We start from the raw sequence: 15131 nt of genomic DNA, 5'->3' as shown, positions 1-15131 counted from the left end.
TGTTCTGTCTGGTGTTGCGGGCATCTCTCGCACCGCCCGCAACAGGTCTTGTTCACTCGCCGCCGTCCGGCCGGGCCCGGGCGCCGAAGTCCGGGTCCGGCCCGCCGATCAGTCGGCGGCGCCTGCGGGCTCGGGGACCTGTCCTGCCCCCGTGGACCCGCGGTCGTTCTCCTGGCTCCCCGTGCCGGTGTCGTCTTCCTCGCCGGGGCGCCCCGTCGTCTCCCTCAGTTCCGCGATCGCGGCCTCGAAGTCCTCGAGCGAGCCGAACGCCCGGTAGACCGAGGCGAAGCGCAGATAGGCGACGAGGTCGAGCTCCTGCAACGGTCCGAGAATGGCCAGCCCCACGTCGTGGGTGGTCAGCTCGGCGCTTCCGGTGGCCCGCACCGCCTCCTCGACCCGCTGGCCGAGCTGCGCGAGCGCGTCCTCGGTGACGGGCCGGCCCTGACAGGCCTTGCGCACACCGTTGATCACCTTGGTGCGGCTGAACGGTTCGGTGACCCCGGACCGCTTCACCACCATGAGCGAGCACGTCTCCACGGTCGTGAACCGGCGGGAGCAGTCAGGGCACTGGCGGCGCCTGCGGATCGACGTGCCGTCGTCGGTCGTACGACTGTCGACGACACGGCTGTCGGGGTGCCTGCAGAAGGGGCAGTGCATGGTCTCCGAACCCTCCTCACAGCAGACTCAACAGCCTCGAAAGGCCCTTCAGGCCCCTCGAAGCAGCCCCCAGCATAGGCGATCGCGGCGGGCTCGAAGACCCGGGGGACCACAACTTGTGGGCTGCTCACGCTATCCAACCACTAGATGTGGGGATTGGCTCATACATACACGCCCTGCACGCGTGTCGCGCCTGTGCGTGCGCGACCACCCGCGCCGCGTCACTCGCACCCCTCCGCCGCCCGGGCGTGTCGCGGCCGTGTCGGACTCGTGCCGCCCGGAGCATGCGGAGATACGGTGGGCACCGCGAGGAGGGGACGTGGGACTACCGCAACAGATGGGAGCCCCGCCCCGTCGAACGGGATGCCGGATGGCAGACTGGGGCGACATCCCGGAGGTTGTCACCACGGCGGTGAAGAGTACAGCAATGAGCCCTTTTGTCCGCCAGGCGCCACGGTAGCCATACACCCAGACATGCAAGACGAGCGAGCGATTCGCGTTTTTTCACTCGAACGTGTGTTTGGCGCAACCTTTCGAAAGCTACTACCGTTGTGCAGCAGGGAGACCATCGAGAGGGGCCGACGTGACCACCACCGCCGACAGTGCCACCATCACTGCCCAGGAACGCCCCCAGGGCCGACCTGAGCCGGTGCACGCGATGAGCGACGCCGCGAATCCCGAGGGGCACAAGCGCTCCCTGCCAGGACGACCTCCCGGCATCCGGGCGGACAGCTCGGGGCTCACCGACCGCCAGCGCCGGGTGATCGAGGTCATCCGCGACTCCGTGCAGCGGCGCGGGTACCCGCCGTCGATGCGGGAGATCGGCCAGGCCGTCGGCCTTTCCAGCACCTCGTCCGTGGCGCACCAGCTGATGGCCCTGGAGCGCAAGGGCTTCCTGCGCCGGGACCCGCACCGCCCGCGCGCCTACGAGGTGCGCGGCTCCGACCAGGCCGCCTCCGTGCAGCCCACGGACACCGCCGGAAAGCCGGCCGCCTCGTACGTCCCGCTGGTCGGCCGTATCGCCGCCGGTGGCCCGATCCTGGCCGAGGAGTCCGTCGAGGACGTCTTCCCGCTCCCCCGGCAGCTGGTCGGCGACGGCGAGCTGTTCGTCCTGAAGGTCGTCGGCGACTCGATGATCGAGGCCGCGATCTGCGACGGCGACTGGGTCACGGTCCGCCGCCAGCCGGTCGCGGAGAACGGCGACATCGTGGCCGCGATGCTCGACGGCGAGGCCACCGTCAAGCGCTTCAAGCGCGAGGACGGACACGTCTGGCTCCTCCCGCACAACTCGGCGTACGAGCCGATTCCCGGTGACGACGCGACCATCCTCGGCAAGGTGGTGGCCGTACTGCGTCGCGTCTGAGCGCCACGGCGGGCGGGTACGCGCGCGACAGCGCCCCGCCGACCCGACCGGGCCCCGGGACCTCTGCGCCGGTTCCGGGGCCCAGCGCTGTACGGGGACCGGTGGTGCCGGGGGGACGGCCGCGCGGCACGACGGCCGCGCTCAGTCGCCGTCCGCCTCCTCGGCGCCCTCGGTCTGCCTGGCCTTCGCGTCGATGGCGGCGAGTGACTTGCGGACCTGGTTGCGGTCCGTGGTGAACCAGAAGTCGGGCAGGGACGCCTTCAGATAGCTGCCGTACCGGGCCGTCGCCAACCGCTGGTCGAGTACGGCGACCACCCCGCGGTCGCCCGACGCGCGGACCAGCCGGCCCGCGCCCTGGGCCATGAGCAGCGCGGCGTGGGTGGCGGCGACGGCCATGAAGCCGTTCCCCCCTGCCTCCTCCACCGCCTTCTGGCGGGCGCTCATCAGAGGGTCGTCGGGACGCGGGAACGGGATCTTGTCCATGACGACCAGCTGGCAGCTGGGCCCGGGCACGTCCACGCCCTGCCACAGGGACAGGGTGCCGAAGAGGCAGGTCCGCGGGTCGGCCGCGAAGTTCTTGATCAGCTCGCCGAGGGTCTCCTCGCCCTGGAGGAGGATCGGGTACTCCGGGATCCGCGAGCGCAGCTCCTCGGCGGCCAGCTGGGCCGCGCGCATCGAGGAGAACAGGCCCAGGGTGCGGCCGCCCGCCGCCTGGATCAGCTCGGTCAGCTCGTCGAGCATGTCGCCGCGGTCGCCGTCCCGGGCGGGGCGGGCCAGGTGTTTGGCGACGTAGAGGATGCCCTGCTTGCGGTAGTCGAAGGGCGAGCCCACGTCGACGCCCTTCCACTGGGGCACGTCGTCGCCCTCGGTGCCCTCGGGGGCGAGGCCCAGCGACGCCCCGACCCCGTTGAAGTCGCCGCCCAGCTTCAGGGTCGCGGAGGTCAGGACGACCGAGCGGTCGGTGAAGAGCTTCTCCCGCAGCAGTCCGGAGACGGACATCGGAGCCACCCGCAGCGAGGCACCGAAGCGGTCGTGGCGCTCGTACCAGACGACGTCCCACTCGGAGCCGTTCGTGATCCGCTCCGCCACGTCGTGCACGGATTCCACGGAGGCCAGCGCCTGCTTGCGGACCGCGTCCTCGTCCTGCACGGACTTGTCGCGGGTCGTCCCGATCGCCGAGATGACCGTGCGACAGGCGTCCCGCAGGGCCATCAGGGCGTAGCCGAGGTCCTCCGGGATCTCCTCCAGGCGGCCCGGCAGCGCCAGCTCCATCAGCCGCTCGAAGCCCTCCGCGGCGGTCTGGAGCTGGTCGGCGGCCTTCTCGTTCACCAGCTTCGCGGCGCGGCGTACCGCACGGTTGACCTGGCCGGGGGTCAGCTCGCCGGTGGCGACTCCGGTGACCCGGGAGACCAGCTCGTGCGCCTCGTCGACGATCAGCACCTCGTGCTGCGGCAGGACGGGCGCGCCCTCGATGGCGTCGATCGCGAGCAGCGCGTGGTTGGTGACGACGACGTCGGAGAGCTTGGCGCGCTCACGGGCCGTCTCGGCGAAGCACTCGGCGCCGTAGGCGCACTTCGAGGCGCCCAGGCACTCCCGGGAGGACACCGACACCTGCGCCCAGGCACGGTCGGAGACGCCCGGCGTCAGGTCGTCGCGGTCGCCGGTCTCGGTCTCGTCCGCCCAGTCGCGCATCCGCAGCAGGTCCTGGCCCAACTTGCTGGTGGGGGCGGCGGCCTCGAACTGGTCGAAGAGGCCTTCCTCCTCGTCCTGCGGGACGCCCTCGTGCAGCCGGTGCAGGCACAGGTAGTTCGACCGGCCCTTGAGCATCGCGAACTCCGGGCGGCGGCGCAGCTGGGGGTGGAGCGCGTCCACCGTGCGGGGCAGGTCCCGCTCGACCAGCTGGCGCTGCAGGGCCAGGGTCGCCGTGGCCACGACCACCCTCTCCCCGTGCGCCAGGGCGGGCACCAGGTAGCCCAGCGACTTTCCGGTACCGGTGCCGGCCTGGACCAGCAGATGGGAGCTGCCGTCGATGGCTTCCTCGACGGCTTCGGCCATGGCCACCTGGCCGGGACGCTCCGTGCCGCCGACGGCGGTGACGGCGGCGTGCAGGAGTTCGGGGAGTGAGGGCTTCGTCATAGCGCGACCACCCTACGGCCCGGGACTGACAAACGGGTCGGCAAGGCGGGGGCGAGCGGCGTGAGTGACCGTGGGGACAGGCGGGGCAAGGGGTGGCTCCTGGGCGGCTGGCCGGCGAAACGGGGCGGGGCGACCGGCGACACGGGACGGTCGACCGGCGGGACGGGAGGGGCGGCGGGCAGAACGACAGCGGCAGCGGGTGGGACGCCGGAGACGGCGGGCGCGGCGCTTCACGGTGACTGTTCCGGCGCCTCGCGTGCCCGGATCATGAGGACCGCGCGTTTCGCGGGCAGGTCCACCTCCCCCGTCGGCCGGAACCCGGCGCCGAGGAACGCCGCGACGGACGGCCTGTTGCGGACGTCGGGTTCGGCGAGCACGCGCGTGCAGGCGGGGCGTTTGGCGAGGACGAGGTCGGCGACGGCCCTGATCAGCTCGGTTCCGAGGCCCCGCCCGCGGTGCGCGCCGTCGCCGATCAGGAGGTGGACGCCGGTGTCGTGGGGCCGGACCGGGCAGTACCGGGCCAGCGGATCGAGGTCGGCGCGGTAGATCTCCCAGTAGCTCATCGGCACCCCGTCGAGCGTCCCGACACAGGGGACGCTGCGCCCGTCGCCGGTGAGCTGGGCCCGTAGGTGGTCCGCGGTCACGCTCTGCGGTCCGGTCAGCTCCCAGTACGCCGAGACGGCGGGGTCGTTCATCCAGCGCGCGATGAGCGCGACGTCCCGTTCCAGGTCCACGGGGACCAGGTGGAAGTCTCCGGCGGGGGTGTCGCTCGGGCCCCAGTCGGCGATGCCGTCGAGGAGGTCCGCACGCACGCGCAGGTCCTCACGCGCGCGTGCCGTCGCCGCTTCCGCGGGGTCGTTCGCCGCGGTCCGGAACAGGGCGACGAACTCCTCGGGCAGCTGCAGGTCCAGGGTGTCGTCGGCGCTCGCGTCGGTGGAATTCACAGTGTCGCTCCTTCGGGAGGGCGGCCCGTTCAGGCATGCAGGGGGTTGGCGATGGTGACGTAGACGGACTGGGTGTCCACCGGGCCGACGAGTTCGTCGAGGCCGTGCAGCCGGGTCAGCAGGTTCGCCTTGCAGCGCAGCACGGGTGAGTCGAGGAGGTGGGCGGGGAGCGGGCCGCCCTGCGGGTCGGGGCCCGAGGCCAGCTCGCCGAGGAAGCGACGGAAGGCCGCCAGCAGCGTGCCCTCCGGGGCGAGACGCTCTGAGCCGAAGGTGCCGATGAGACCGAACACGTTGTTGACGGCGAGGTAGTAGGCGAAGCGCTCGTCGGTGACGGCGTCGGCCACGAACGTGTCGCTCTGTGCGCCGATCCCGGGGAGCCTGGCGTCGAGTTCCGTACGCCGGGACTCGCGGAAGTAGTAGCCCTGGTTGTCGCGGTAGCGGCCGCCCGCGGGCCAGCCGTCGGCGTCAAGCAGGACGAGCGTGTTCTGCTGGTGCGCCTCCAGGGCGATCCCCGCGCGGGCGTCCAGCCACAGGACGGGGCGTACGACGTGGTGGAGGTAGCGCAGGAACCACTCGACGGCGACCGCCCCGCGCGGGCGGCCGGTCCGCCCGGCGAGCCGGGTGACCAGCTCGGCCAGCCGGGTGTGCGGCCGCGGTGACACGAGGGAGGCCACGCAGCAGACGTCGTCCGAGGGCCGGAAGGGGTTGTGCCGGACGACCACGTCGAGACCGCGCACGGGCGCGCCGTCGGGTCCGTCGACGGCGAGCCAGGCCGGGTCGCGGACGATGTCGAAGTCCGGGTGGGCCGCCCGCCACTGGCGGGACAGGCCGCGGCGCAGCAGGCGGTGCACCTCGACGCCGCGGTGGAGCTCCTTGCGGAGGTTGTCCCTGCGGGAGTTGGTGATGTGCAGGCCCAGCGAGAGCTTGAGCATGGCGGGGGCACCGCCGCGGTGGACGGTGCGCACGGAGGACGTGGGATGCCAGGCCGGGCCCCGGGCGCCGAGGTCCCTGACCTGCCCGGTGTCCAGGAGGGCGGCGACGTCCGGCCGGTGCAGCACGGCGCGGAACTGCCAGGGGTGCAGAGGCAGGAGGGCGTATCCCTCCGGGGCCGCCGGGCCGTCCGCCGCGAGGCGTGCGGTGAGCGCGGGCGCGGTGACCGGGCGGCCGCGCTCGGTCCAGGCCGAGTCGGTGCCGAGTACGGAGGGGGCGACGGCCAGCCAGTGCAGGGGGAAGGAGCCGCGCAGCTCCGGTGAGTACCGGCGTGCCTCGTCCTCGGTGAGGCCCTCCCGGCTCTTCGGGGCGGGATGCAGCGGGTGCCCGAGGAGCAGCGCCTGTTCGGCGGCGAGGAAGAGGTCGGGTCCGCCGCGTTCTCCTGGACCGGCACGGTCCCGGAGGAAGACGGCGGTGCGGCGGACGGAGTCGGCCACGCGCACGACGAGGTCGGGACCGTCCGGCCCCCGGGCACCGGCCGTCTCGCGCACGAGCAGCGCGGCGAGGGTGACCGCGTCCACGGGCGGCGCCGACGCGGGGGAACCGGAAAGCCGCGGGGGGCCGAAGCGGTGCGCCCCGGTCGGGGACCAGTAGCGGACGGGGACGACGAGCGCCGTACCGGAGGCCGGGAGCGGCACGTGAAGTACGCCGTCGTCGGGGGCGGACACGTCGGCCTCGCGGGCCCAGCAGCGGATCAGGTTCTCCGTGCCCGCGGCCTGGGCGGCGGCGCAGGGATCGAGGCCGTCCAGGGGGTCGGCCGCGGACCGGGCGGTGTGCGGCGCGGGCCGCGGCCCGGGGAGGGCGCCGTGCGCCGGGGCAGGCCGTGGTGCGGTGTCCGGAGCGGCAACAGGCCCAGGAGCAGCCGGGGCCCCGGGTGCGGAGGTGGCCGCGAGAGACGGTTCGGGAGCGGGGTCGGTGTGCAACGCGGGTCCTCCTGGCGGGCCGTGTCCGGGGGTCTCATCTCGGGGCGCGCTTCGCGCGTAACGGGACGGAGCCGCCGGGGCGATCGCGGTCCACCGCCCGTACGGCGTCGGCGAGTCGGTCGAGGACGGCCGACATCTGCTCCTCGGTCACGATGAGCGGCGGCAGCAGCCGTACGACGTTCGCGCGCTGGCCCGTGACGTCCACGATCAGCCCGCGGCGCAGGCACTCCCGGCGGACGGCGGTGGCGAGGTCGGCGGCGGTACCGGGGCGGCCGGCGGTACCGTGGCGGGCACCATGGGCGGTGACGTCGGGCGCGGTGTCCGGTGCCACCAGCTCGACACCGGCCATCAGGCCCCGCCCGCGCACGTCGCCGACGCACGGGAACTCCGCGGCCAGCGCGCGCAGTCCGGTCAGCATCCGGCTGCCCAGCGTGGCGGCGTGTCCGGCGAGCCGGTGCTCACGGACGTGGGCGAGGGTGGCGGCTCCGGCGGCCAGGGCCAGTTGGTTGCCGCGGAAGGCGCCGGCCGTACGGTCCGGTTCGCCCAGGTCCTCGCGGTGGACCACCGCGGCCAGGGGGAGGCTGCCGCCGATCGCCTTGGCGAGGACCACCGCATCGGGCGTGACTCCGCTGTGCTCGAAGGCCCAGTACGCGCCGGTCCGGCCGACGCCCGTCCCGGTCTCGTCGACGATGAACGGGACGGCCCGGTCGGCCGCGCGGGCCCGCAGGCGCCGCACCAGGCGGTCCGGCACCGGACGCACCCCGGCCTCGCTCCGGACCGGTTCCAGGAGGAGTCCTGCGGGCCGCTCCCGTCCCGGCTCGCCGTCGTCGTCGTCGAGAACCGTCCCGTCGGCGTCGTCCTCGTGGAGAACCGTCCCGTCGGCGTCAACGTCGGTGACGGTGACCACCCGGGTCCGTCCGGTGGCGGCGCGGGCCAGCGCAACCGCGGCGGCGACCGGGTCCGTGCCGGCCGGACCGCAGAACCGCACGCACGCACGGTCGGCGAGTCCCGGCGGCAGGGTGCGCAGCAGCTCGGTGACGAAGGCGTCCTCGACCGGTGTCGTGAGGTCCATGACGTGCAAGGGCGCGCCCGAGTCGAGGACCGTGCGGATCGCGTCGAGGACGACGGGGTGGTTGTGGCCGAGGGCCAGGGTGCCCGCGCCGGAGACGCAGTCCAGGTAACGGCGGCCGTCGGCGGCCTCGATGGTGAGTCCCCGGGCGCGGACGGGTACGACCGGGAGGGCGCGCGCGTAGGTACGTGCCGCCGGTTCCCGCGCCGCCTGGCGCCTCAGAGCGCCCCTTTGCCCGCCGTCCCCTGGCCCTGGCCCTGGCTCTGGCCCTGGCCCTGGCATGCCGCTCCCCTGCCCAGCACCCGCGCGCGCGGCGTGCGCCCGCGTGAACGCCCCGACCGCGGGCTCCCTCGTCACGACCGGCCCGGCGTTCCCGCCCGCGCCCGTGCACCCTCCGTACGGGGATCCCGCCACGGCTCGTCGACCTCCCGCTGTCCGGACACGACCCGACGTGCCGGGCGCTCCCGGCATGGAGGACCGCGTCCGGACAGCAGGCCCCCCCACCGCTACCAACCGAGGACCGTTCACCGGGTTACGGCCCGCCTGCAGATCGTTTCCGGGACTGGGCAACGCGTGCCAGGTCAGGCCGCTGTATCCGAACCGTTGCCGTTCCGTCGGAACTCCCCCACAGCCACCGCATAGTGTGTGGTGCCGTTCCCGGTCACCGTCGTTCGACGGTTCGACCGCGGCACCACGTTCGTTCACAGCAGGGGGAGTCAACACCATGCGATCCATACGGCCGTCGTTCAGCACGCGCGGAAACAGGCGCGGACGGCGCGGAACCTCCTCCGCGGCCGCCGCCGTGGCGCTCGTCTCGGCGCTCGCGCTCACCGCCACCGCGTGCGAGGACGGCGACCCCGAGGCGGGCGCCGACGCCTCGGCCTCCGCGTCGGCCGCGGACGACGGCAACGGCGGCATCCGGATCCCGGACGACATCAAGGACAAGCTCAAGGAACACGGGATCGACGTCGACGACTGGAAGAACGGCGCCTGGAAGAACTGGAACAAGGACGACTGGCTGCGCGAGGCGCAGGACTTCGTCAACCCGATCATCGAGGGCCTGTGGGACCCGGACCGGATGCGGGACGCCGAGGAGCCGGACCAGGAGGTCGACGAGAACGACATCTCCGGCGACCAGGGCGTCACCGACCCGGAGCCCGCGCCCGTCGAGGCGGCGGCCGTACCGGCCAAGTACCACGACAACGCCGCCACGGCCGGCAAGCTCCTCTTCGACTCCCCCAAGGGTTCGATGGTGTGCTCGGCGACGGTCGTGAAGGACCCGGCCCATCCCGGCAAGTCCAACATGGTGTGGACGGCCGGTCACTGCGTGCACGCGGGCAAGAGCGGCGGCTGGTACCGCAACATCGCCTTCGTCCCCTCGTACAACGACGCGGACAAGTCGGTGGAGGAGCTGCAGAACGCCACCAAGGAGGAGCTCGCTCCCTACGGTGTCTGGTGGGGCGACTGGGCGCAGACCTCGGACCAGTGGATCGAGCAGGGCGGGGCGACCGGCGGTGACGGCGCCTCGTACGACTTCGCCGTGATCCATGTGACGCCGGAGAAGGGCAGCGGCGGCAAGTCGCTGGAGGAGACGGTCGGCGACGCGCTGCCGGTCGACTTCGACGCGCCCGCCGTGCCGGAGATCGAGAGCATGAAGGCGATCGGCTACCCGGCCGCGCCGCCGTACGACGGCCAGAAGCTGTACCAGTGCCAGGACAAGCCCGGGCGGCTGTCGATCAACGCCTCCGACCCGACGATGTACCGCATCGGCTGCACCATGACCGGCGGCTCGTCCGGCGGTGGCTGGGTCGCCGCCGGTTCCGACGGCAAGCCCGCGCTGGTCTCCAACACCTCCATCGGCCCGGTGACCGCCGGCTGGCTGGCCGGTCCGCGCCTGGGCGACGAGGCCAAGGGCGTGTTCGACGCGGTGAGCGGCAAGTTCGCCGACCAGTGAGGACGGTGGGGTGCGTCGGGCCCGAGGCCGGCACCCCGCCGCCCGTTTCATGACAGACATTCACGCGTTCACGCATTCACACGTTTCAACGGGGGTTGTCGCACCATGCGTTCCACACCTGTGTCCGCCGCGCCACGGCGCGGGCGGCGCACCGCACTCGCCGCTGCCGGTCTGGTCGCCGCGCTCACGCTCACCGCGACCGCCTGCGGCGGATCGGAGCAGGACGAGGCCGACGCCGAGCCCGGCGGCGGCACCTCCCAGACCGCCGACGCGGGCGACACCGGTGGCGGCGAGGGCGGGCTGGCGGCCGGCCTCGCGAACCGGCTCAAGGAGCACGGCATCGACGTCGACCAGTGGAAGGACGGCGGCTGGAAGGACTGGGACGAGGACAAGTGGCTCAGTGAGGCCAAGGACTTCGTCAACCCGGTGATCGAGGGGCTGTGGGAGCCGGACCGGATGAAGTCCGCGAAGGAGGCCGACAAGACCGTCACCACCAAGGACGCGGCCGCCGACCAGGGTGCCACCGACCCGGAACCGGCGCCCGTCGAGGCCGTGGCCGAGAAGAAGCCGTACCACGAGAACGCCGCTCCGGTCGGGAAGGTCTTCTTCGACTCCCCCGAGGGCTCGATGGTCTGCTCCGGCACGGTGATCAAGGACGTGAACCACCCCGGGAAGTCCAACCTGGTCTGGACGGCGGGCCACTGCGTGCACGCCGGCGGCAGCGGCGGCTGGTACCGCAACATCGCCTTCGTCCCGTCGTACAACGACTACGGCAAGTCCGAGGCGGAGCTGGCGAACGCGACGGCCACCGAGATGGCCCCGTACGGCACGTGGTGGGCCGACTGGGCGGCGACCTCGGACCAGTGGATCAAGGGCGGTTCGGAGAGCGGCGGCGACGGGGCCGCGTACGACTACTCGGTGCTGCACGTGAAGCCGGAGCAGGGCGGCAAGTCGCTGGAGGAGACGGTCGGCGCCGCGCTGGAGGTGGACTTCTCCGCCCCGTCGGCGACGGAGGTGTCCAGCATGGGGGCCTGGGGCTACCCGGCGGCCGCGCCGTACAACGGCCTGGAGATGTTCAAGTGCGTCGACCGGCCGGGCCGGCTGTCGCTGAGCCCGTCGCTGCCGACGATGTACCGCATCGGCTGCACCATGACCGGCGGCTCGTCCGGCGGCGGCTGGTTCCGGGTGGTGGACGGCGAGACCAGGCTGGTCTCGAACACCTCGATCGGCCCGCTGGAGAACACCTGGCTGGCGGGCCCGCAGCTCGGCCCGTCGGCCGAGGCGATGTACCAGAACATGAGCAAGACGTACGGCGGTCAGTGATCCGTACGTGGATCCGTGCATGACCGAGGGCCCGTCCCCTGCCGAGGCAGGGGACGGGCCCTCGGTCGGTCGGTCGGGCTGCCGCCCGGCCGCGCGGTCTCAGGCGAGCGGCGCCGGAACGTACGGCGCGAACTCCGCCGCCAGCTCCTCGTGCACCCGCACCTTGAGCAGGGTGCCCTCCGGGGTGTGCTCCTCGGAGATCACCTCGCCCTCGTCGTGGGCACGGGCCACCAGCTTGCCGTGGGTGTACGGCACGAGCGCCTCGATCTCGACCGAGGGACGCGGCAGCTCGTTGTCGATCAGGGCGAGCAGCTGGTCGATGTTCTGACCGGTGCGCGCCGAGACGGCGATGGCCCGCTTCTCGACCCGCAGCAGTCGCTGGAGCACCAGCGGGTCGGCCATGTCGGCCTTGTTGATCACGACGATCTCGGGTACGTCGGTGGCGCCGACGTCCCTGATCACCTCGCGCACGGCGGCCAGCTGCTCCTCCGGGACGGGGTGCGAACCGTCGACCACGTGGACGATCAGGTCGGAGTCGCCGACCTCCTCCATCGTGGAGCGGAACGCCTCGACCAGGTGGTGCGGCAGGTGCCGGACGAAGCCGACGGTGTCGGCCAGGGTGTACAGCCGCCCGCTGGGGGTCTCGGCCCGGCGCACGGTCGGGTCGAGGGTCGCGAACAGGGCGTTCTCGACCAGTACGCCCGCGCCCGTGAGGCGGTTGAGCAGCGAGGACTTGCCGGCGTTGGTGTAGCCCGCGATGGCGACGGAGGGCACCTTGTGGCGCTTGCGCTCCTGGCGCTTGATCTCTCGGCCGGTCTTCATCTCCGCGATCTCCCGGCGCATCTTCGCCATCTTCTCGCGGATCCGGCGCCGGTCCGTCTCGATCTTGGTCTCACCGGGACCACGGGTGGCGAGGCCGCCGCCCTTGCCGCCGCCCATCTGCCGGGACAGCGACTGGCCCCAGCCGCGCAGCCGCGGCAGCATGTACTGCATCTGCGCGAGCGCGACCTGCGCCTTGCCCTCTCGGGACTTGGCGTGCTGGGCGAAGATGTCCAGGATCAGGGCGGTGCGGTCGATGACCTTGACCTTGACGACGTCCTCGAGGTGGATCAGCTGCCCCGGGCTCAGCTCACCGTCGCAGATGACGGTGTCCGCGCCCGTGTCGAGCACGACGTCGCGCAGCTCCTCGGCCTTGCCGGAGCCGATGTAGGTGGCGGCGTCGGGCTTGTCGCGGCGCTGGACGACGCCGTCGAGCACGAGCGCACCCGCCGTCTCGGCGAGGGCGGCCAGCTCGGCCAGTGAGTTCTCCGCGTCCTGCACGGTGCCCGAGGTCCAGACGCCGACGAGGACGACCCGCTCCAGACGGAGCTGGCGGTACTCGACCTCGGTGACGTCCTCGAGCTCGGTGGAGAGGCCCGCTACGCGGCGCAGGGCCGCGCGGTCGGAGCGGTCGAACTGCTCGCCGTCCCACCGCGAGTCGTTTCCGTGGCTCCAGGCGACGTCCTCTTCCATCAGGGCATCGGCCCGGAGGCCCTCGGGATAGGTCTGCGCGAGACGCTTGGTGTCCTGGGAGGGGGAAGAAGAGGAGGTCATTGGATCCTTACGTAGCTGGGAAGGGTCGGCGCGGCGCACGGGCCGCGACACGGTGTACAACGTGCGAACCGCCGGGGAGATTCCCGGGGCCCGTACCGCGCCGTCCCGAAGATGGTCGCACGGCACGGGCCGTCTCGTCACCGGCTTATTCCCCGTGTGCCTTATGGGACGCCTTGGCGGGCTGCTTCCCGGCGGCCTTCTCGACGGGGTTCTGCTTCCATTCCGGGTGGCCGGGCATCGGCGGGGTCTTCTCGCCGTACAGCCAGGCCTGGAAGAAGCCGCCCAGGTCTCGGCCGGAGGTCTCGGAGGCGAGCCGGACGAAGTCGGCGGTCGTCGCCGTGCCGTCCTGGTTCCTTGCGACCCACGCGCGCTCGACGCGTTCGAATGCGGGGCGGCCGATCTCCTGGCGCAGGGCGTAGAGCACGAGCGCGGCGCCGTCGTAGACGTTGGCGCGGAAGATCCCGGTCTTGCTGCCGTTCTTCGGCGGCTTGGGGGCGGCGGGGGGTCCGCCCGCCGTACGCCAGCGGTCGGAGGCCCCGTAGGCGGCCTTCATACGGGCCGCCATGGGCTTGTCCGCGGTCTCCTCCGCGTACAGCGCCTCGTACCAGGTGGCGTGTCCCTCGTTGAGCCACAGGTCGGACCAGGTGGCCGGGCTGACGCTGTTGCCGAACCACGAGTGGGCCAGCTCGTGCACCATGATCGACTCGACGTACCACTTCGGGTAGGCCGGCTCGGTGAACAGCTCCCGCTCGAAGAGCGTGAGCGTCTGGGTCTCGAGTTCGAAGCCGGTGGTGGCGTCGGCCATGAGCAGGCCGTACGTCTCGAAGGGGTAGCGCCCGACCTTCTGCTCCATCCATGTGATCTGGCCGGGGGTCTTGTCCAGCCACGGTTCGAGCGCCGCGCGGTGCTCGGTCGGCACCACGTCCCGGATGGGCAGCCCGTGCGGCCCGGCGCGGTGCAGCACCGTGGAGCGGCCGATGGACACCTGGGCCAGCTCGGTGGCCATGGGGTGCGGGCTCCGGTAGGTCCAGGTGGTCGATCCGCCGGTGCGGTCCACACGGGTCGGCAGTCCGTTCGCGACGGCCGTGAGCCCGTCGGGGGCGGTGATGTGGAAGGTGAACCGCGCCTTGTCGGAGGGATGGTCGTTGCAGGGGAACACCAGGTGGGCGACGTCCGCCTGGTTGGCCATGGCGAGACCGTCGGCGGTGCGCACCCAGCCGCCCTGGCGGTCCTCGGGATACACCGGGTCGCTGCTGTGCCGCACGGTGATCCGCGTCCAGTCGCCCTCGTCCAGTGCGTCCTCGGGCGTCACTACGAGGTCCTCGCCCGCGGTGGCGAACCCGGCGGGCTCTCCGTCGACCTCGACGGAGTCGACCTTCCCGTGGGCGAAGTCGAGGTTGATCCGGTCCAGGTCGGCGGTCGTCCGGGCCTCGATGGTGGTGACGGCCTTCAGCGGCTCGCTGTTGCTGCCGGAGTAGGTGAAGGAAAGGTCGTACGCCGCCACGTCGTACCCGGGGTTGCCCAGCTGCGGGAAGAGGCGGTCGCCGACGCCCAGCGGGGTCGGCGGGGCGCTCGCGGCGACCAGGCAGACGGAGACGGCGGAGGCGAGCAGCGCCGCGGCCCTGAGCCGGCGCCGGGAGCGTGAGCGGAGTCGCGGAGTCGCGGGGTGAGGGGTGTGCAGCATCCCCCACGGCTATCAGCGCGCGCGTGTCCGGCGGCGACGACGCGCACCCGGGGCACCCGAACGGGTTCGGCGCGGCGCACCGGATCAGACGGGTGCGGGGCGCCGTGCCGGAACAGGCGGGGGTACGCCGTGCCGGACCGGACGCCTACAGCGCCGTGTGCCGGATCGCGCGCCGCCGGTCAGCCGCGGGTGGGCCCGGCAGGTTCGGTGCGGCCTGCCGGACCGGACAGGTGCGGGACGCCGTGCCGGAACAGGCGGGGGTACCCCGTGCCGGACCGGCCGCGTACAGCGCCCCCCGTGTGCCGGATCGCGCGCCGCCGGTCAGCCGCGGGTACGCCCGGCAGGTTCGGCGCGGCGCACCGGATCAGACGGGTGCGGGGCGCCGTGCCGGAACAGGCGCGGGTACGCCGTGCCGGACCGGACGCCTACAGCGCCGTGTGCCGGATCGCGCGCCGCCGGTCAGCCGCGGGTGGGCCCGGCAGGTTCGGTGCGGCC

Annotated in this window: 10 protein-coding genes; 3 read left to right on the top strand and 7 right to left on the bottom strand. The window is 72.8% G+C overall.

The annotated features are described in order from the left end of the window. Positions 1–108: 108 nt before the first annotated feature. Positions 109–657 (bottom strand): transcriptional regulator NrdR, encoded by a 549-nt coding sequence (gene nrdR, locus ACZ7MF_RS29810; protein ID WP_471481330.1) that lies wholly within the window; start codon positions 655–657, stop codon positions 109–111. Between the two features lie 583 nt (positions 658–1240). Between nrdR and lexA the strand changes: the two genes are divergently transcribed. After that, complete coding sequence (gene lexA / locus ACZ7MF_RS29805; protein ID WP_003973219.1) at positions 1241–2020, top strand: transcriptional repressor LexA; 780 nt, start codon at positions 1241–1243, stop codon at positions 2018–2020. Positions 2021–2161: 141 nt separating this feature from the next. On the opposite strand, the gene ACZ7MF_RS29800 is transcribed toward lexA, so the two are convergent. The 4 genes from ACZ7MF_RS29800 to ACZ7MF_RS29785 all read right to left on the bottom strand — a co-directional run bounded on the left by ACZ7MF_RS29800 (position 2162) and on the right by ACZ7MF_RS29785 (position 8364). Next, positions 2162–4156 (bottom strand): ATP-dependent DNA helicase, encoded by a 1995-nt coding sequence (locus ACZ7MF_RS29800; protein WP_471481328.1) that lies wholly within the window; start codon positions 4154–4156, stop codon positions 2162–2164. 230 nt (positions 4157–4386) lie between these two features. Further along, complete coding sequence (locus ACZ7MF_RS29795; protein ID WP_471481326.1) at positions 4387–5100, bottom strand: GNAT family N-acetyltransferase; 714 nt, start codon at positions 5098–5100, stop codon at positions 4387–4389. 29 nt (positions 5101–5129) lie between these two features. Then, entirely contained in the window at positions 5130–7013 is a 1884-nt protein-coding gene (locus ACZ7MF_RS29790; RefSeq protein ID WP_471481324.1) for an IucA/IucC family protein, read from the bottom strand. A gap of 34 nt (positions 7014–7047) precedes the next feature. Beyond that, positions 7048–8364, bottom strand: coding sequence for an aminotransferase class III-fold pyridoxal phosphate-dependent enzyme (locus ACZ7MF_RS29785; RefSeq protein WP_471481322.1), 1317 nt, complete (start codon positions 8362–8364; stop codon positions 7048–7050). A gap of 442 nt (positions 8365–8806) precedes the next feature. Between ACZ7MF_RS29785 and ACZ7MF_RS29780 the strand changes: the two genes are divergently transcribed. Then, the gene (locus ACZ7MF_RS29780; protein WP_471481320.1) at positions 8807–10036 is read left to right on the top strand and encodes a trypsin-like serine peptidase; all 1230 of its coding nucleotides are present in this window, start codon (positions 8807–8809) and stop codon (positions 10034–10036) included. Between the two features lie 105 nt (positions 10037–10141). Beyond that, complete coding sequence (locus ACZ7MF_RS29775; RefSeq protein WP_471481318.1) at positions 10142–11359, top strand: trypsin-like serine peptidase; 1218 nt, start codon at positions 10142–10144, stop codon at positions 11357–11359. A gap of 99 nt (positions 11360–11458) precedes the next feature. Here the strand turns inward: ACZ7MF_RS29775 and hflX are convergent, their stop codons facing one another. Next, entirely contained in the window at positions 11459–12952 is a 1494-nt protein-coding gene (gene hflX / locus ACZ7MF_RS29770; protein WP_471481317.1) for a GTPase HflX, read from the bottom strand. 145 nt (positions 12953–13097) lie between these two features. Further along, entirely contained in the window at positions 13098–14636 is a 1539-nt protein-coding gene (locus ACZ7MF_RS29765) for a M1 family metallopeptidase (RefSeq protein WP_471481315.1), read from the bottom strand. Positions 14637–15131: the final 495 nt, after the last annotated feature.

Source organism: Streptomyces sp. NPDC111628, from assembly GCF_055635195.1.
Note: the sequence above shows the minus strand (reverse complement) of the source record. Positions and strands in the feature narration are given on the sequence as shown.